The organism is Streptomyces roseolus (assembly GCF_014649855.1).
Taxonomy (GTDB): Bacteria; Actinomycetota; Actinomycetes; order Streptomycetales; family Streptomycetaceae; genus Streptomyces; species Streptomyces roseolus.
The window spans coordinates 68,411-86,160 of record NZ_BMTV01000032.1; the positions used below are offsets into that span (position 1 = coordinate 68,411).

The 17,750-nt window shown below is 71.3% G+C and carries 14 protein-coding genes and 2 tRNA genes; 11 read left to right on the plus strand and 5 right to left on the minus strand.

From position 1 onward, the window contains the following. The first annotated feature begins 788 nt into the window (after positions 1 to 788). The 10 genes from dnaN (at position 789) to IE245_RS30665 (ending at position 12,550) form a co-directional block, all read left to right on the plus strand. Positions 789 to 1,919 carry a DNA polymerase III subunit beta gene (dnaN, locus tag IE245_RS30620; protein ID WP_189953483.1) on the plus strand — a complete coding sequence of 377 codons (1,131 nt, stop codon included), beginning with the start codon at positions 789 to 791 and terminating at the stop codon, positions 1,917 to 1,919. A 122-nt stretch (positions 1,920 to 2,041) separates the two neighbouring features. Beyond that, entirely contained in the window at positions 2,042 to 2,917 is an 876-nt protein-coding gene (gnd, locus tag IE245_RS30625) for a phosphogluconate dehydrogenase (NAD(+)-dependent, decarboxylating) (RefSeq protein WP_189953485.1), read from the plus strand. Positions 2,918 to 2,976: 59 nt separating this feature from the next. Continuing rightward, positions 2,977 to 4,098 (plus strand): DNA replication/repair protein RecF, encoded by a 1,122-nt coding sequence (gene recF, locus IE245_RS30630; protein ID WP_189953488.1) that lies wholly within the window; start codon positions 2,977 to 2,979, stop codon positions 4,096 to 4,098. Continuing rightward, positions 4,095 to 4,655, plus strand: coding sequence for a DciA family protein (locus IE245_RS30635; protein ID WP_189953490.1), 561 nt, complete (start codon positions 4,095 to 4,097; stop codon positions 4,653 to 4,655). The genes recF and IE245_RS30635 overlap by 4 nt, the downstream gene beginning before the upstream one ends. A 465-nt stretch (positions 4,656 to 5,120) precedes the next feature. Then, complete coding sequence (gyrB, locus tag IE245_RS30640) at positions 5,121 to 7,151, plus strand: DNA topoisomerase (ATP-hydrolyzing) subunit B (protein WP_189953492.1); 2,031 nt, start codon at positions 5,121 to 5,123, stop codon at positions 7,149 to 7,151. Between the two features lie 41 nt (positions 7,152 to 7,192). Further along, a complete protein-coding gene (gene gyrA / locus IE245_RS30645) occupies positions 7,193 to 9,799 on the plus strand; it encodes a DNA gyrase subunit A (protein WP_189953493.1) in 2,607 nt (868 codons plus the stop codon). 105 nt (positions 9,800 to 9,904) lie between these two features. Beyond that, a complete protein-coding gene (locus IE245_RS30650; protein WP_189953495.1) occupies positions 9,905 to 10,471 on the plus strand; it encodes a DUF3566 domain-containing protein in 567 nt (188 codons plus the stop codon). 124 nt (positions 10,472 to 10,595) lie between these two features. Further along, positions 10,596 to 10,669, plus strand: a tRNA-Ile gene (locus tag IE245_RS30655). 147 nt (positions 10,670 to 10,816) lie between these two features. Next, the gene (locus IE245_RS30660) at positions 10,817 to 10,951 is read left to right on the plus strand and encodes a DLW-39 family protein (RefSeq protein WP_208809277.1); all 135 of its coding nucleotides are present in this window, start codon (positions 10,817 to 10,819) and stop codon (positions 10,949 to 10,951) included. Positions 10,952 to 11,209: 258 nt separating this feature from the next. Beyond that, positions 11,210 to 12,550, plus strand: a complete 1,341-nt coding sequence (locus IE245_RS30665; RefSeq protein WP_229851703.1) for a hypothetical protein — start codon at positions 11,210 to 11,212, stop codon at positions 12,548 to 12,550. A gap of 13 nt (positions 12,551 to 12,563) precedes the next feature. Here the strand turns inward: IE245_RS30665 and IE245_RS30670 are convergent, their stop codons facing one another. Both IE245_RS30670 and IE245_RS30675 read right to left on the minus strand, forming a co-directional pair. Next, positions 12,564 to 13,814: a serine/threonine-protein kinase gene (locus IE245_RS30670; RefSeq protein WP_189953497.1), complete on the minus strand. Its 1,251-nt coding sequence runs from the start codon at positions 13,812 to 13,814 to the stop codon at positions 12,564 to 12,566. A gap of 46 nt (positions 13,815 to 13,860) precedes the next feature. Further along, positions 13,861 to 14,415 (minus strand): helix-turn-helix domain-containing protein, encoded by a 555-nt coding sequence (locus IE245_RS30675; RefSeq protein ID WP_189953498.1) that lies wholly within the window; start codon positions 14,413 to 14,415, stop codon positions 13,861 to 13,863. A 127-nt stretch (positions 14,416 to 14,542) separates the two neighbouring features. On the opposite strand from IE245_RS30675, the gene IE245_RS30680 reads away from it, so the two are divergent. Beyond that, positions 14,543 to 14,615 (plus strand) — tRNA-Ala (locus IE245_RS30680). Positions 14,616 to 14,681: 66 nt separating this feature from the next. Here the strand turns inward: IE245_RS30680 and IE245_RS30685 are convergent. From IE245_RS30685 to IE245_RS30695, 3 genes are read right to left on the minus strand one after another with little or no spacing between them, the layout of a single operon-like run. Next, positions 14,682 to 15,122 (minus strand): hypothetical protein, encoded by a 441-nt coding sequence (locus IE245_RS30685; RefSeq protein ID WP_189953500.1) that lies wholly within the window; start codon positions 15,120 to 15,122, stop codon positions 14,682 to 14,684. Between the two features lie 33 nt (positions 15,123 to 15,155). Beyond that, on the minus strand, positions 15,156 to 16,055 hold the full coding sequence (locus IE245_RS30690) for an RNA polymerase sigma-70 factor (protein WP_189953502.1): 900 nt from the start codon (positions 16,053 to 16,055) through the stop codon (positions 15,156 to 15,158). Between the two features lie 31 nt (positions 16,056 to 16,086). Beyond that, positions 16,087 to 17,286 (minus strand): NAD(P)/FAD-dependent oxidoreductase, encoded by a 1,200-nt coding sequence (locus IE245_RS30695; RefSeq protein ID WP_189953504.1) that lies wholly within the window; start codon positions 17,284 to 17,286, stop codon positions 16,087 to 16,089. Positions 17,287 to 17,750: the final 464 nt, after the last annotated feature.

Genomic DNA, 17,750 nt, shown 5'->3' on the forward strand with positions numbered 1-17,750 from the left:
TCGGAAGGCCCTCGGGAGGGCCGGGGAGTGGCGCTCGGACGCCACGGGAGCGTCCTGGCCGGGAGGGCTCTGTTCGATTACCCCGCTCCGGTGGCGGGTTCTCCACAGATTGGGGGATGATCACCCGTCCACAGGGTGGGGACTGCCGAGTTATCCGGATTGTGTCCACAGGGGGAGGGGAGGGCAGGTCATCGCTCCAGCTCAGGGGGGTGTGGATTTGTTGGCAACCGATCTCCACAGCCTGTGGATAAAACTTTCGTCCACAGGGCCTCCGGAGAGTTGTCCACCGGCTACCCACAGGGAGGGATGGGTTGCCCACAGCTTCTCCACACCGCTGTCCACTGTTCGGCAACGCAACACCCCTTCTCACCTTCTGGAGTGAAAGGCGTCACACCAAGGGAGACGTTTGGGCTGTGGGGAACCTGGGGAAAGCTGGGGACAGCACTGGGGAGAACTACCCCTTGCCTGTGTATCGGGTGTGCAGAACTTTCCGGTGTCCACAGAGAACCGTGGTTTTCCACTGGTTCCACCCACAGGGGCAGTGGACAAAAAACCGGTCCTGACCTGCGTGGACGACGTTATCCACGGTTTCCACAGGCCCTACTACTACTTCCACTCATAGTTAGCCCGGGAATCGTTTTGAAGCGGGGCCTGTGCACAACTCGGCGCCGGAGCCCCGACGCGCTCTCGTCACGACTTGACCCCGAGCCGCACCGAGTGTCGGCGGCGTACGTCAGACTGGATGCCGCAGTCGACGAAGAGCCAGCAACAAGCAGGAGGCGGTTCCGGTGAAGATCCGGGTGGAGCGCGATGTACTCGCGGAGGCGGTGGCGTGGGTGGCCCGCAGCCTTCCGGCCCGTCCGCCGGCTCCCGTACTCGCGGGCCTTCTGCTGAAGGCCGAGGACGGCGCGCTGAGCTTCTCGAGCTTCGACTACGAGGTCTCCGCCCGCGTCTCCGTCGAGGCCGAGGTCGAGGAGGACGGCACCGTCCTCGTCTCCGGCCGCCTCCTCGCCGACATCTGCCGCGCCCTCCCCAACCGCCCCGTGGAGATCTCCACAGACGGTGTACGGGCGACCGTGGTCTGCGGCTCCTCCCGCTTCACCCTCCACACCCTCCCTGTGGAGGAGTACCCGGCGCTGCCGGAGATGCCCACCGCCACCGGCACCGTCCCCGGCGAGGTCTTCGCCGCCGCCGCCGCGCAGGTGGCCATCGCGGCCGGCCGCGACGACACGCTGCCCGTCCTCACCGGTGTGCGCATCGAGATCGAGGGCGACACCGTCACCCTGGCCTCCACCGACCGCTACCGCTTCGCGGTCCGCGAGTTCCTGTGGAAGCCGGAGTCCCCGGACGCCTCCGCCGTCGCCCTGGTGCCGGCGAAGACCCTCCTGGACACCGCGAAGGCGCTCACCAGCGGCGACACCGTCACCCTGGCGCTCTCCGGCTCCGGCAAGGGCGAGGGCCTGATCGGCTTCGAGGGTGCGGGCCGCCGCACCACCACCCGCCTCCTGGAGGGCGACCTCCCGAAGTACCGCACGCTCTTCCCCACCGAGTTCAACTCGGTCGCGGTGATCGAGACCGCCCCCTTCGTGGAGGCCGTCAAGCGTGTGGCCCTGGTCGCCGAGCGCAACACCCCGGTCCGCCTCAGCTTCGAGCAGGGCGTCCTCATCCTGGAGGCCGGCTCCAGCGACGACGCACAGGCTGTGGAGCGGGTCGACGCGCAGCTCGACGGCGACGACATCTCGATCGCCTTCAACCCGACCTTCCTCCTGGACGGCCTGAGCGCGATCGACTCCCCCGTCGCCCAGCTCTCCTTCACCACCTCCACCAAGCCGGCGCTGCTCAGCGGCCGCCCGGCCGTGGACGCGGAGGCGGACGAGGCCTACAAGTACCTGATCATGCCGGTGCGGCTGAGCGGCTGACGCCTCCTCGCCGGGGGCCTGGGGGGTACGGCTGAGCGGCTGACCCCACAGGTGTGCGGCCGGGTCCGGGCGTAGGCTCGGACCCGGGTAGCAACCGCACACGACGCTTAAGGAACACTCTGATGGAGCTCGGTCTCGTCGGTCTCGGCAAGATGGGCGGCAACATGCGCGAGCGCATCCGCCGCGCAGGCCACACCGTCATCGGATACGACCGCAACCCGGACCTCGCCGATGTCCACAGCCTCGAAGAGCTGGTGAACAAGCTCAAGGGTCCGCGCGTCGTCTGGGTCATGGTGCCCGCGGGCGCGGCGACCCAGTCCACCATCGACGAGCTGGCGGAGCTGCTCTCCCCCGGCGACATCGTGGTCGACGGCGGCAACTCCCGCTGGACCGACGACGAGAAGCACGCCGAGGAGCTCGCCGCCAAGGGCATCGGCTTCGTCGACTGCGGCGTCTCCGGTGGCGTGTGGGGCCTGGAGAACGGCTACGCCCTGATGTACGGCGGCTCCGCCGAGGACGTCGCCAAGGTCCAGCCGATCTTCGACGCGCTCAAGCCCGAGGGCGAGTACGGCTCCGTGCACGCCGGCAAGGTCGGTGCGGGCCACTTCGCGAAGATGGTCCACAACGGCATCGAGTACGCCATGATGCAGGCCTACGCCGAGGGCTGGGAGCTCCTGGAGAAGGTCGACTCGGTGGAGAACGTCCGCGAGATCTTCCGCTCCTGGCAGGAGGGCACGGTCATCCGTTCCTGGCTGCTCGACCTCGCGGTCAACGCCCTCGACGAGGACGAGCACCTGGACCGGCTGCGCGGCTACGCGTCGGACTCCGGCGAGGGCCGGTGGACCGTCGAGGCCGCCATCGACAACGCCGTACCGCTGCCGGCGATCACCGCGTCGCTGTTCGCGCGGTTCGCGTCCCGCCAGGACGACTCGCCGCAGATGAAGATGATCGCCGCGCTGCGCAACCAGTTCGGCGGCCACGCGGTCGAGAAGAAGTAGCAATCCACAGGCTGTGCACCACCCGGTGCACAGCGACCGGGGGAAGGCCGGCGCCCACCATGCACGTCACGCATCTCTCGCTGGCCGACTTCCGCTCGTACGCCCGGGCCGAGGTACCCCTCGACCCGGGCGTCACCGCGTTCGTGGGGGCGAACGGCCAGGGCAAGACCAATCTCGTCGAGGCCGTCGGCTACCTCGCCACCCTCGGCAGCCACCGCGTCGCCTCCGACGCCCCGCTGGTGCGGACGGGCGCCGACCGGGCCGTCATCCGGGCCGCCGTCACCCAGGGCGAGCGCTCCCAGCTGGTCGAGCTGGAGCTCAACCCGGGCCGCGCCAACCGCGCCCGCGTCAACAGGTCCTCGCAGGTCAGGCCCCGTGACGTGCTCGGCATCGTGCGGACCGTGCTCTTCGCGCCCGAGGACCTGACCCTGGTCAAGGGCGACCCGGGGGAGCGCCGGCGCTTCCTCGACGAGCTGATCACGGCGCGCGCGCCGCGCATGGCGGGCGTGCGCTCCGACTACGAGCGCGTCCTCAAGCAGCGGAACACCCTGCTGAAGTCGGCCGCCATGGCCCGCCGGCACGGCGGCCGCGGCATGGACCTCTCCACGCTCGACGTCTGGGACCAGCACCTGGCCCGGGCCGGCGCCGAGCTGCTCGCCCAGCGGCTCGACCTCGTCCACACCCTCCAGCCGCTCGCGGACAAGGCGTACGAACAGCTCGCGCCCGGAGGCGGACCGATTCTGCTGGAGTACCGGCCGTCCGCGCCCGGCGCCGGACAGACCCGCGAGGAGCTGTACGAGCAGCTGATCGACGCCCTCGCCGAGGCCCGCAAACAGGAGATCGAGCGCGGGGTCACCCTCGTCGGCCCGCACCGCGACGAGCTGCTGCTGCGCCTCGGCGAGCTGCCCGCCAAGGGGTACGCGAGCCACGGCGAGTCCTGGTCGTACGCGCTGGCGCTCCGCCTCGCCTCGTACGACCTGCTGCGCTCCGAGGGCAACGAGCCGGTCCTCGTCCTCGACGACGTCTTCGCCGAGCTGGACGCGCGCCGGCGCGAACGGCTCGCGGAGCTGGTGGCCGACGGCGAGCAGGTCCTGGTCACGGCGGCGGTCGACGACGACGTGCCGGACGTCCTGAAGGGGACGCGGTACGCGGTGGCCGGAGGAACAGTGGAGCGGGTATGAGCGACACCGAGAAAATTTCCCCACAGCCTGTGGACAAGCCCGCGCCCCCCGAGCCCTCGGGCGTGGACCTCGCCCGGGTCGCGCTGCGCGCCGCCAAGGAGCAGGCACGCGCGCGTGGGGCGGCCGCGCAGCAGAAGAAGCAGGCCCGGCGCGGAGGCGGCCTGCGCTCCGGCGCGCGCGCCGACGGGCGCGATCCCCTGGCGCTCGGCGCCGCCATCAACCGGCTGCTCGCCGAGCGCGGCTGGGAGACGCCGGCGGCCGTCGGCGGGGTCATGGGGCGCTGGCCGCAGATCGTCGGCGAGGACCTCGCCAAACACTGCGTACCGGTGAAGTACGAGGACGAGCCGGACGCGCGCGTGCTGACCGTGCAGTGCGACTCGACGGCCTGGGCGACGCAGCTGCGGCTGCTGGCGCCGACGCTGGTGGCCCGGCTGAACGAGGACCTGGGGCACGGGACGGTGCGGATGATCAAGGTGCTGGGGCCGGGCGCGGGAGCGCGGCGCCACGGACCGCTGCGGGCGCCGGGGTCCGTGGGGCCCGGGGACACGTACGGATAGACAGCGGCGGGATCCGCACGGACCCGAGGGCGCGGGGCCGTCGAAGCGGGCGCGGGGCCGTCGCGTGGGTGTCGAACCCACGGACGCCGTCGCACGGACACCGAATGCGCAGGCACCGAATGCACGGGCGCCCGCCGAGCGGGCCCGCGCCCACCCGCTCCGCCCCCGTGCCGCGCACGCCCGCGACGGGTGCGGACGCGTCCCCGTGGCCACGGCGGGCTCCCGCCCGCGACGGGGTGCCACGAGCGGTCACCGCCCGAAGCGCTGGGTGGCCGTCAGGGGCCCCTGGAGCCCCTGTCCGGATATGGGGAGTCGTCTCGGGGCCGCCGAGGGCGGCACATGCGCATTCAGGTACCGGCAAACCCCCATGAGTGTCGGTGGTACCGGTAGACTGGAAGACAATCCCGCCACACTGCGGAACTGTCGAACGACGCAGCCGGCTCCCCTATGCCCGGAGCACGGCCTGTGCTGTGCCAGAAAGGGCGCTTCGTGGCCGATTCCGGCAACCCCAACGAGAACACTCAGTACACCGCCAGCAACATCCAGGTCCTCGAGGGCCTGGATGCGGTGCGCAAGCGCCCCGGCATGTACATCGGCTCGACCGGAGAGCGCGGCCTGCACCACATGGTGCAGGAGGTCGTCGACAACTCGGTCGACGAAGCCCTGGCCGGTCACGCGGACACCATCGACGTGACGATCCTGGCCGACGGCGGCGTCCGCGTCGTCGACAACGGCCGCGGCATCCCCGTCGGCATCGTCGAGTCCGAGGGCAAGCCGGCCGTCGAGGTCGTGCTGACGGTCCTCCACGCGGGCGGAAAGTTCGGCGGCGGCGGCTACGCCGTCTCCGGCGGTCTGCACGGCGTCGGCGTCTCGGTCGTGAACGCCCTGTCCACGAAGGTCTCCGTCGAGATCAGGACGGACGGCCACCGCTGGACGCAGGACTACAAGATGGGCGCCCCCACCGCGCCCCTCGCGCAGCACGAGGAGACCGACGAGACCGGCACCTCGGTCACGTTCTGGGCCGACCCGGACATCTTCGAGACGGTCGAGTACTCCTTCGAGACGCTCTCCCGCCGCTTCCAGGAGATGGCCTTCCTCAACAAGGGCCTGACGATCACGCTCACCGACGAGCGCGAGTCCGCCAAGGCCACGGTCGGCGCCGACGACCCGGACGCCGAGGCCGCCGCCGAGCCGGCCGCGCGCACGGTGACGTACCACTACGAGGGCGGCATCGTCGACTTCGTGAAGTACCTCAACTCGCGCAAGGGCGAGCTGATCAACCCGACCGTCATCGACATCGAGGCCGAGGACAAGGAGCGCCTGCTCTCCGCCGAGATCGCGATGCAGTGGAACTCGTCGTACAGCGAGGGCGTGTACTCCTTCGCGAACACGATCCACACCCATGAGGGCGGTACCCACGAGGAGGGCTTCCGCGCCGCGCTGACGACGCTCGTCAACAAGTACGCGCGCGAGAAGAAGCTGCTCCGCGAGAAGGACGACAACCTCACGGGCGACGACATCCGCGAGGGCCTGACGGCGATCATCTCGATCAAGATCGGTGAGCCGCAGTTCGAGGGCCAGACCAAGACGAAGCTCGGCAACACCGAGGCGAAGACCTTCGTCCAGAAGGTCGTCCACGAGCACCTGACGGACTGGTTCGACCGCAACCCGAACGAGGCCGCGGACATCATCCGCAAGGGCATCACCGCCGCCACCGCGCGCGTGGCCGCCCGCAAGGCCCGCGACCTCACCCGCCGCAAGGGCCTCCTGGAGTCGGCCTCCCTCCCGGGCAAGCTCTCCGACTGCCAGTCGAACGACCCCACCAAGTGCGAGATCTTCATCGTCGAGGGCGACTCCGCCGGCGGCTCCGCCAAGTCCGGCCGGAACCCGATGTACCAGGCCATCCTGCCGATCCGCGGCAAGATCCTGAACGTCGAGAAGGCCCGGATCGACAAGATCCTCCAGAACACCGAGGTCCAGGCGCTGATCTCGGCCTTCGGCACCGGGGTCCACGAGGACTTCGACATCGAGAAGCTCCGCTATCACAAGATCATCCTGATGGCGGACGCCGACGTCGACGGCCAGCACATCAACACCCTGCTGCTCACCTTCCTCTTCCGCTTCATGCGGCCGCTGATCGAGCACGGGCACGTGTACCTCTCCCGCCCGCCGCTCTACAAGATCAAGTGGGGCCGGGAGGACTTCGAGTACGCCTACTCGGACCGCGAGCGCGACGCGCTCGTCGAGCTGGGCAAGCGGAACGGCAAGCGGATCAAGGACGACTCGATCCAGCGCTTCAAGGGCCTCGGCGAGATGAACGCCGAGGAGCTGCGCGTCACCACCATGGACGTCGAGCACCGCGTCCTCGGCCAGGTCACCCTGGACGACGCCGCGCAGGCCGACGACCTGTTCTCGGTGCTGATGGGCGAGGACGTCGAGGCGCGCCGTTCGTTCATCCAGCGCAACGCCAAGGACGTTCGCTTCCTCGACATCTGAGTCGGCCTCAGCTGACCGTACGAAAGGACCGACGACCAGCAATGGCCGACGAGAACCCCCCTGTGACCACCGAAGAAGAAGAGGGCCCGCAGCTGCGGATCGAGCCCGTCGGGCTCGAGACCGAGATGCAGCGCTCGTACCTCGACTACGCGATGTCCGTCATCGTGTCCCGCGCGCTGCCCGACGTCCGGGACGGCCTCAAGCCCGTCCACCGGCGCGTGCTGTACGCGATGTACGACGGCGGCTACCGGCCCGAGAAGGGCTTCTACAAGTGCGCCCGCGTCGTCGGCGACGTCATGGGCACGTACCACCCGCACGGCGACACCTCGATCTACGACGCGCTCGTCCGCCTCGCCCAGCCCTGGTCGATGCGGATGCCGCTCGTCGACTCCAACGGCAACTTCGGCTCCCCGGGCAACGACCCGGCCGCCGCCATGCGCTACACCGAGTGCAAGATGGCGCCGCTGTCGATGGAGATGGTCCGGGACATCGACGAGGAGACCGTCGACTTCCAGGACAACTACGACGGCCGCAACCAGGAGCCGACGGTCCTCCCGGCGCGCTTCCCGAACCTGCTGGTCAACGGCTCCGCCGGCATCGCGGTCGGCATGGCGACCAACATCCCGCCGCACAACCTCCGCGAGGTCGCCGAGGGCGCCCTGTGGTACCTGGCCCACCCGGAGGCCGGCCACGAGGAGCTCCTCGACGCGCTCATCGAGCGGATCAAGGGCCCCGACTTCCCCACCGGCGCGCTCGTCGTCGGCCGCAAGGGCATCGAGGAGGCGTACCGCACCGGTCGCGGCTCCATCACGATGCGCGCGGTCGTCGAGGTCGAGGAGATCCAGAACCGCCAGTGCCTGGTGGTCACCGAGCTGCCCTACCAGGTCAACCCGGACAACCTCGCTCAGAAGATCGCCGACCTGGTGAAGGACGGCAAGATCGGCGGCATCGCCGACGTCCGCGACGAGACCTCGTCCCGGACCGGCCAGCGCCTGGTCATCGTGCTCAAGCGCGACGCGGTCGCCAAGGTCGTCCTCAACAACCTGTACAAGCACACCGACCTCCAGACGAACTTCGGCGCCAACATGCTGGCGCTCGTCGACGGCGTGCCGCGCACCCTCTCGCTCGACGCGTTCATCCGCCACTGGGTGACGCACCAGATCGAGGTCATCGTCCGCCGGACGAAGTTCCGGCTGCGCAAGGCCGAGGAGCGCGCCCACATCCTGCGCGGCCTCCTCAAGGCGCTGGACGCGATCGACGAGGTCATCGCCCTCATCCGGCGCAGCCAGACGGTCGAGATCGCCCGCGAGGGCCTGATGACCCTCCTCCGGATCGACGAGATCCAGGCCAACGCGATCCTGGAGATGCAGCTCCGCCGGCTCGCCGCCCTGGAGCGCCAGAAGATCGTCGCCGAGCACGACGAGCTCCAGGCGAAGATCAACGAGTACAACGCGATCCTCGCCTCCCCGGAGAAGCAGCGGGGCATCGTCAGCGAGGAGCTGACCGCGATCGTCGAGAAGTTCGGCGACGACCGGCGCTCCAAGCTGGTGCCCTTCGACGGCGACATGTCCATCGAGGACCTCATCGCCGAGGAGGACATCGTCGTCACGATCACGCGTGGCGGCTACGTCAAGCGGACGAAGACCGAGGACTACCGCTCGCAGAAGCGCGGCGGCAAGGGCGTGCGCGGGACGAAGCTGAAGCAGGACGACATCGTCGACCACTTCTTCGTCTCCACCACCCACCACTGGCTGCTCTTCTTCACCAACAAGGGCCGGGTCTACCGGGTCAAGGCGTACGAGCTGCCGGACGCCGGCCGGGACGCCCGCGGCCAGCACGTGGCCAACCTGCTGGCCTTCCAGCCGGACGAGCAGATCGCCCAGATCCTGGCGATCCGCGACTACGAGGCCGCGCCGTACCTGGTCCTCGCGACCCGTTCCGGCCTGGTGAAGAAGACCGCGCTGAAGGACTACGACTCGCCGCGTTCCGGCGGTGTCATCGCCATCAACCTGCGGGAGCGGGAAGACGGCGGCGACGACGAGCTGATCGGCGCCGAGCTGGCATCCGCCGAGGACGACCTGCTGCTGATCTCGAAGAAGGCGCAGTCGATCCGCTTCACCGCCACGGACGACGCGCTGCGTCCGATGGGACGCGCCACTTCGGGTGTCAAGGGCATGAGTTTCCGCGCCGACGACGAACTGCTCTCGATGAATGTCGTCCGGCCCGGTACGTTCGTCTTCACCGCGACGGACGGCGGGTACGCGAAGCGCACCCCCGTCGACGAGTACCGCGTCCAGGGCCGCGGCGGCCTCGGCATCAAGGCCGCCAAGATCGTGGAGGACCGCGGCTCGCTCGTGGGCGCGCTGGTGGTCGAGGAGACCGACGAGATCCTCGCCATCACGCTCTCCGGCGGTGTGATTCGTACGCGAGTCAACGAAGTCAGGGAGACCGGCCGTGACACCATGGGCGTCCAGCTGATCAACCTGGGCAAGCGCGATGCCGTCGTCGGCATCGCACGCAACGCCGAGGCCGGCAGCGAGGACGAGGACGGCGAGGACGTCGTCGACGCCGAGGGTGCCGTCGAGGCAGTCGAGGCCGAGGGATCGGTCGAGGGCATGGAGCCTGCGACCGGGGATCACGAGGAGTAGAGCGTGAGTGGAGCCACGGGCGCCGGTTCGGCGGCTGCCGGAGCTTCTGCAGGTGCCGGCGCGTACGGCGCCCGTGGCTCGGCCACGGACTCCCAGGGGGGTGCGGTGACGGACGGACGGGGGCAGCAGCCCCCCTACGAGGCCTACAGCGGGCCGCTGCCCGGCGAGCGGCAGGGCGGGCAGCAGCAGGGCCCGTACCACCCGCCGCAGGCCTATGGCGCCCCGACACAGGGCGGTCAGGCGCGCGGCGGGGCCGCGGGCGGCGTGCGCCGGCCGCGGACCGGGGCACGGACCACGCCCCGCACCCGCAAGGCGCGGCTGCGGGTGGCGAAGGCCGACCCGTGGTCGGTGATGAAGGTGAGCTTCCTGCTCTCCATCGCGCTGGGCATCTGCACGGTCGTCGCGGCGGCGGTGCTGTGGATGGTCATGGACGCCATGGGCGTCTTCTCGACGGTCGGCGGGACGATCAGCGAGGCCACGGGCTCGAACGAGTCCAACGGCTTCGACCTGCAGTCCTTCCTGTCGCTGCCGCGGGTCCTGATGTTCACCTCGGTGATCGCGGTGATCGACGTGGTCCTGATGACGGCCCTGGCGACCCTCGGCGCGTTCATCTACAACCTGTCCGCCGGCTTCGTCGGCGGCGTCGAGCTGACGCTGGCCGAGGACGAGTAGCACGCGAGGGGGCCGGTCCGCGCGTCCTCGGGAGCCTCCGGCTCCGGACGATTTTGGGACTGGCCCCCACGTGCGCTAATGTTCAGGAGTCAGCGCGACGGGGAACGAACCCGCGAAGCGCGGCGGGGCTATAGCTCAGTTGGTTAGAGCGCATCCCTGATAAGGATGAGGCCACAGGTTCAAATCCTGTTAGCCCCACAGAAGAGATCGACCCGGACGGTTCCTCCGTCCGGGTCGATCTCGTTGTGTGAGGTTTGGCGCTCGCACAGGTCACCGATCGGTATCGGTCGATGTGTAGAGTGGGCGTCAGAAGTCTCCTACGTCAACGAAAGACGAGGTCGCGCGGTGAAGAAGCTGCTCCTGGTCGCACTGGCCGCCATCGGCGGGCTCCTCGTGTACCGCCAGATCCAGGCGGATCGCGCCGAGCAGGACCTGTGGACGGAGGCGACCGACTCCGTGCCGTCCGGTTCCGGTGTCTGAGACCCACCCCATCTGAAGTCCGAAGGTCCCGGCCGCGCCTCGCGCGCGGCCGGGACCTTCGGCGTTCCTCCGGATTCACGCAAGTGAACAAATGACTTGCTCTTGCAAAGATGCGTGGTGGGCGTGTGATCGTGCGCGGCCCGGATCAATCCGGCCCCGGTGCGGACACCGGAGCCGCCGGCGGGGCAGGATGGTCCGGCACGACGGCCCCGGCGGCCGGCGGCGGGGCGCGGTGACGGACACGACGAGGAGAAGCGCGTGAGCAGGCAGGCGGGGGCCACGACCGGGAACGGGGCCGGGCGCCGGTCCGGGCGTCGGGGGAGGACCGCGGCCCGGGCGCGGAAGGTCGCGGCGCTCCTGACGGCCGCCGCCGCGGTCGGCACGGTCACCGCGCTGCCCGCGTGGGCGGACGGGTCGGCCCCCCTGCCCCCGTACTCCTTCGACCCCTCGGCACAGCGGATCGCGGGCGCCGGCACGAGCGCCGACGCCCAGCCGCTGGAGCCGGGCCGGACGTACCGGGACACCCTGAAGAAGGACGGCAAGCTCTACTACCGGCTCAACCTCGACACGTCGAAGAACACGTACGTCTCCGCCGTGGCCGTGCCCGAGCCGGGCGGCAAGGCCGCGTACGGCGACGGCTTCCGGATCTCCGTCCAGGACGGCACCGGCATCGAGTGCGGCTACCAGGACGTCAACTTCGGGGCCGGCGACCACGTGCGGCCGCTGGCCGCCTACGCGCGCCGGACCGTCGACCCGGACGCCTCCGGCTGCCAGGAGGCCGGTACGTACTACGTGGTCGTCGAGCGGGAGTCGGACGCCGCCTCCTCCCCGGACGACTGGGAGCTGGAGCTCCAGCACGTCACCGAGCCGCTGCTGAAGAAGAACGGGCCGGACAAGCTGCCCGAGTCCTGGCCCTCCGGGACGCCCGCGCCGGTCGCCGCCGAGCAGAAGAGGCGGCAGGGCGGGAACGGCCTGCACGACGCCGTCTCCCTGGAGAAGGGCGAGTGGCGGGCGGACATCCGGCCCGGCCAGACCCTCTTCTGGCGGGTGCCGGTCGACTGGGGCCAGCAGCTCTTCACCACCGCCGAGCTGGGCAGCAGCGACGCCGGCGACGACCTGGTCGGCAGCGCGCTCGCGCTCGGCCTCGTCAACCCCGCGCGCGGTCACGTCGACCTCAAGACGCAGAGCTACAGCGGCGACCCGGCCCGGGTCGCCCTCGACCCGCTGCGGCCGGTCGACCACAAGAACCGCTCGGCGTACGACGACGGCACCAACGGCATGCGGTTCGCCGGCTGGTACTACCTCAGCGTCACCCTCAGCCCGGAGATCGCCGAGGAGTACGGGGACCAGCCCCTGCCGCTGATCCTGCGGGTCGACGTGACCGGGGCGAAGCAGCCCGGCCCCGACTACGCCGGGGACCCGGGCATCTTCCAGGTGACCACCGACGACCGGGACGCCGCGGCGAGCGGCGCGACGGGCGCGGAGGCCGCCGACGACCCGACGATGGCCGTCGTCGCGGCGGGCGGCCTGGGCCTCGGCACCGTCCTGCTCGTCGGCCTCGGCGCCTGGACGCTGCTGGCCCGCAGAGCGGCCCCCTGACCCCGGACGCGGCCTACACCCGGGTCAGGGCCCAGAAGCCGACCGCCAGCGACACCAGCGCGAGCAGCAGCACCGGGACCGCCACCTTCGGGGGCGGCCCCGGCCGCCGTACGGGGACCGTCCGCGCCGGCGTGGGAGCCGGGACGGTCGGGGCGGTGTACGGGTTCGCCGCGGTGTACGGAGCGGGCCGGGCGACCGGCGGGGGCAGGTGGAAGCTGCCCGTCTCGGAGGCGGCGGGCACCGGCCGGTACGGCTGCGGGGCCGGCTGGGGGTAGGTCTGCCGGTACGCCTGCGGGGCAGGCGCGGGCGGTACGGGGCCGGGCGCGCCTGCCGCCGGGACCGGCGGGGCCGCCGGGACCGGCGGGGCGTCCTGGGCCGGGCGGGCGAGCGGGCCCTCGGGGCCGAAGCCGGCCGGCAGCGGGCCGAGCTGGTCGAGGATCTCCACCGGCTCCTCGCCGGCCGCGGGCTCGGGCAGCATCTCCACGGCGGCGTTCAGCGCCTTCCGCGCACCCGTGGCCGTCCGGAAGCGGGCCTGCGGATCGGGCTGCAGCAGCCCGGCCAGGACCTGCCACAGCGGCTCGGGGACGCTCTCCGGCGCCGGCGGGGTGCCATGGGCCAGGAAGTGCTCCACGAGGGCCTGCGAGTCCGGCCGGGTGCCGTGCAGCAGATAGAGCCCGACGAGCCCGACGGCGTACAGGTCGGCCGTGAAGTCGGGTTCGGCGCCGAGGAGTTGCTCCGGAGCGAAGTAACCCGGCGTGCCCACCACGTAGTTGGTCTCGGTGAGCCGGGGTTCGCCCTTGCGCATGGAGATGCCGAAGTCCGACAGGCGCAGGTGCGGACGGCCCGTGCCGGTGGCCTCCATCAGGATGTTGGCCGGCTTGATGTCCCGGTGGACGACGCCCTCGGCGTGCACCGTCGCCAGACCCGAGAGCAGCTGGTCGAGGAGGGTGCACACATAGCGGGGCGGCAGCGGTCCGTAGTCGCCGATGACGTGGGCGAGCGAGCCGCCGGCGATCAGGTCCATCGTGAAGAGGACCTTGTCGTCGTCGGCGGCCCAGCTGGCCGGGGCGAGGACGTGCGGGTGGTCGATCCGCAGCGCCTGCTCGCGGACGAAGCGCAGCAGGGTGTGCGCGTCGCTCTGCTGGAGCACCTTGGCCGCCACGTAGCGGCGGCGGCGGTGGTCCCAGGCGCGCCAGACCGCGCCGGCCCCGCCCCGCCCGATCGGGTCGATCAGCTCGTACCTGCCGGCGAAGACCTCACCCATCGCGCTGCGCCGCTCCCCGTCCGTCGTCCGTCGTGCGTGTGCCGTGTCAGTTCTGGTGCGACTCGTAGTGGGCGACCGCGTCCGCGGTGCGCCCGGCTCCGTACACCCGGAGGAACTCTGCCAGTTCCGGGTGGGCCGGGGCGAGGGAGTCGGCGGCGTCGATGATGTCCCCGGCGGCGGCCACGGAGCGCAACAGCGACTGGATCTCGCGGACCACGCGGCGCACGGTGGGGGCGCCCGAGCCGTTGACGGACTGGCCGCTGCCGGCGGCGGTCAGGACCGAGCCGCCCTGGGACTTCTTGATCTCGTCCATGCGGTCGGTGGCCTCGGCGGCGCTGACGCTGCCGTCGGCGACCTGCACGGCGAGCTCCTGGAGGGCCTGGACGCGCTGGACCACGGCCGGGTTGCCGATCTTGGCGCGCTGGCCGCTCATCAGCTGGGACAGCATGGGCGCGGAGAGACCGAGCACGGCGGCCAGCCGGGCCTGGTTGAGCCCGAGATCGTCGATCAGCCGACGGAAGAGCGCCCCCAGCGGCTCTCCGTACCAACTGCGCTGAAGCTCTCTGGCTCTTGCCGTGGCTTCCTGCTGCGCTGCGTCCATCACTTCTCCCCATCCCTTGGTTCGCCACTGCGAACCCCGGTCAGCATCTTACGGAGCGTGGTCGTTCACCGGGAGTCCCCTCCTTTTGCCCGGCACCGGGGGAGAACCGGTACGCTGTCCTCGTTCCGGGGCCTTAGCTCAGTTGGTAGAGCGCTGTCTTTGCATGGCAGATGTCAGGGGTTCGACTCCCCTAGGCTCCACCCGAGGAAAAAGCCCCTCCTGCCGGCGGAAACACCGGCAGGAGGGGCTTTTTCGCGTCGAGCGGGTCAGGCGGGCCGGGGCGCCTCCCCGCGCGACCTCGCCCCTCTCGCTCCCGCGGGGCCCGTCAGGACACGGGCGAGGTCCAGGGTGCTGAGGACCACCATCGCGACGCCCAGCGGCACATGGAGCGCCGGCAGGTGGGCGATGCCCAGGACGACCTGGACCGAGGCGAGGACGAGGAGCCCGGAGGCGTACAGGATCGGCCGGGGGCCGGCGCCGCCCGGCCGCCAGGCCACCACTGCGGCCACCACGTACAGCATCGAGGCGCCGTACATCACCCGCGAGCCGGCGTCGTGCAGGAGCGCGCCCGTCGGGGAGACGAGCAGGGCTCCGGCGGTGCCCGCCTGGAAGAACAGGGCCAGCGTCTGGAGTCCGAGCGCGGCCCTGACGGTCCGGTGGAAGGCGGGGCGGGGGCTCGTGGTCGCGGGGGTGGTCCGTGCGGGCATCTCCGGGTCCTTACCGGTGCTGGGGGGCGGGCCTCAGCGGAGGGTGAGGGAGGTCTCGGCGAGGACGTGGGAGAGCTTCTCGGGGTTGCGGACGTAGTAGAGGCCGCTGATCAGGCCGTCCTCGACGCGCAGCGCCATCACGCCGTCCAGCTCGCCGTCGATGCGCACGGCGAGCGCCGGGGCGCCGTTGACGACCGTGGGCTCGGTGGTGACCGTGACGTCGTGCTTGTGGGTGCCGCCCAGGTAGAAGCGGGTGACCTTGTCGGCGCCGACGACCGGCCGGAGCGCGGCCCGCTTGATCCCGCCGCCGTCGCTGACGAGGACGACGTCGGGGGCGAGCAGGGCCAGGAAGTCCTGTGGGTCGCGGGTCTCCAGGGCCCGCCGGAAGGAATCCACGACCGCCCGCGCCTCCCGGGCCGACACCGTGGTGCGGGGCCGCCGGGCGTCGACGTGCTTGCGGGCCCGGTGGGCGATCTGGCGGACGGCGGCCGGCGTCTTGCCGACGGCCGCCGCGATCTCCTCGTACCCCACCTCGAAGACCTCGCGGAGCACGAAGACGGCCCGCTCGGTCGGCGTGAGCGTCTCCAGGACCAGCATCATCGCCATCGACACCGACTCGGACAGCTCGACGTCCTCGGCGACATCGGGCGCGGTGAGCAGCGGCTCGGGCAGCCACTGCCCGACGTACGCCTCCCGCCGCCGCTGCACGGTCCGCAGGCGGTTGAGGGCCTGGCGGGTGGTGATGCGGACCAGGTACGCCCGCTGGTCGCGGACCTGCGCCGGGTCCACGCCGGTCCAGCGCAGCCAGGTCTCCTGGAGGACGTCCTCGGCGTCGGCGGCCGAGCCGAGCATCTCGTACGCCACCGTGAACAGCAGGTTCCGGTGGGCGACGAAGGTCTCGGTCGCCGGGTCCGTGGTGTGCTCGCCGCTCATGTCTCCGTCTCCCCGTTCCCGTTCCGCCGGATCAGACCGCGTGCCCGGAGGTGTCCGTCGTGCGGACCGCGCGCTCCCGCAGCCGCCGGGGCCGGGCCTTGCCGTCCTTGGGCCAGGAGTGCGCACCGGGTTTGCGGGCCTCTTCGGTCAGGTGCTTGACGCTGAACGCGCAGGCGAGTTCCTTGAGCTTCGCCCCCGCGCGTCCGCCGACGTAGATTCCCATCGCCCGGTCGTCCTTGTGGGCGATCTGGAAGATCGCCGTGCGCCGGCCGAAGCTGAGGCACATCGCGTGGAACGCCACGTCCACCGGCTCGGGGCGGCGGCCGTCGATCCGGGCCAGCACCGTGTCGGCCGCGTGCGCGCCGAGGCAGCCGGCCACGTAGGCGCTCATCCGGAACGGCAGGTCCGAGGGGGCCGCGCAGTCCCCGGCCGCGACGATCCGCTCGTCGTCCACGCCGGTGAGCGTCTCGTCGGTGAGCAGGCGTCCGACGGCGTCGGTGCGCAGTCCGCTGCGCGCCGCCAGGTCCGGGACGCCGAAGCCGGCGGTCCAGACGGTGAGCCCGCCGGGCACCACGCGGCCGTCGGCGAGCCGGACCTCCTCCGCCGTGACCTCGGTCACCTTCGTGCCGGGGCCGTCGAGCACGGCGACCCCGAGGGCGGCGAACCGGCGGGCGGCCGAGCGCCGCGCCCTGGGGTGCAGGTACGGGCCGAGGACGCCTCCGCAGACCAGCGTGACCGGGCGGCCGCCCTCGGCGATCTCGGCGGCCGTCTCGATGCCGGTCGGGCCGGCGCCGACGACGGTGACCGGGGCCCCGGCGGGCAGTTCCGCGACGGCGGCGCGGAGCCGCTCGGCCGATTCCAGCTCGGCGACGTGGTGGGCGTGGTCGGCGACGCCGGGGACGTCCGGGCGGGCGCCGGTGGAGCCGACGGCGTAGACGAGCCGGTCGTATCCGACCGTGGCGCCCGACTCCAGGGTGACCACGCGCGCGTGGGCGTCGATCCGGGCCACGGAGTCCACGACGAGCCGGACGCGCTCCGCCAGGACCTCCTCGTACCGGACGACCGCCGGGTGGCTGCCGCCGACCAGCTGGTGGAGGCGGAGCCGGGGGACGAAGGTCGGGCGGGGGTTGACCACCGTCACGTCCACGTCCGCGCGTCCGCTGAGCCGGTTGGCCGCCATGACGCCGGCGTACCCGCCGCCGATCACGACCACTTCGGTGTTCCCGCCCATGGCGTCGTCTCCTTCGTCCCGGGCCGAGCCCCGGATCTCTCCCGGGCCGGCCCCCTTCAGGGGTTCGAGCACAGGACACCGGGCGGGCGACGGCTGTGACGTGGTGTGACGCAGGTCACTTATTCATTGATGGGATCCGGGCGGAAGGGGAGCGGGCGAGGACCGTGCAACGGATGACCCTCGTGAAGCAGGAAGCTCGTGTCGGGGGAGAGTCCCGCGTCCGCGATCGCGGCGATCTTCGGGCTCATGAGCGCTCGTGAGCGCTCATCGCGACAGGGAAGCTCTCCGGCGCTCAAGGGCGATGGCTGTCGGTCGGGGGAGCTCACCCGCCCCGCGGGCCCGCAATCCGGACGAGACCCCGCTCAGCCGGTACCTCAAGCGCCGGCTCGCCTAGGGTCTGTTGCGAAAGTGGATCTTGTTCGTTGATGATCACGTCCTGTGGGACGTGGGGATCTGACGAACGG

Bases quoted from the DNA above. Each gene is read 5' to 3' on its own strand.
- gnd (WP_189953485.1), top strand. From the start codon at position 2,042: ATGGAGCTCGGTCTCGTCGGTCTCGGCAAGATGGGCGGCAACATGCGC.
- recF (WP_189953488.1), top strand. From the start codon at position 2,977: ATGCACGTCACGCATCTCTCGCTGGCCGACTTCCGCTCGTACGCCCGG.
- IE245_RS30635 (WP_189953490.1), top strand. From the start codon at position 4,095: ATGAGCGACACCGAGAAAATTTCCCCACAGCCTGTGGACAAGCCCGCG.
- gyrA (WP_189953493.1), top strand. From the start codon at position 7,193: ATGGCCGACGAGAACCCCCCTGTGACCACCGAAGAAGAAGAGGGCCCG.
- IE245_RS30670 (WP_189953497.1), bottom strand. From the start codon at position 13,814: ATGGGTGAGGTCTTCGCCGGCAGGTACGAGCTGATCGACCCGATCGGG.
- IE245_RS30675 (WP_189953498.1), bottom strand. From the start codon at position 14,415: ATGGACGCAGCGCAGCAGGAAGCCACGGCAAGAGCCAGAGAGCTTCAG.
- IE245_RS30685 (WP_189953500.1), bottom strand. From the start codon at position 15,122: ATGCCCGCACGGACCACCCCCGCGACCACGAGCCCCCGCCCCGCCTTC.
- IE245_RS30690 (WP_189953502.1), bottom strand. From the start codon at position 16,055: ATGAGCGGCGAGCACACCACGGACCCGGCGACCGAGACCTTCGTCGCC.
- IE245_RS30695 (WP_189953504.1), bottom strand. From the start codon at position 17,286: ATGGGCGGGAACACCGAAGTGGTCGTGATCGGCGGCGGGTACGCCGGC.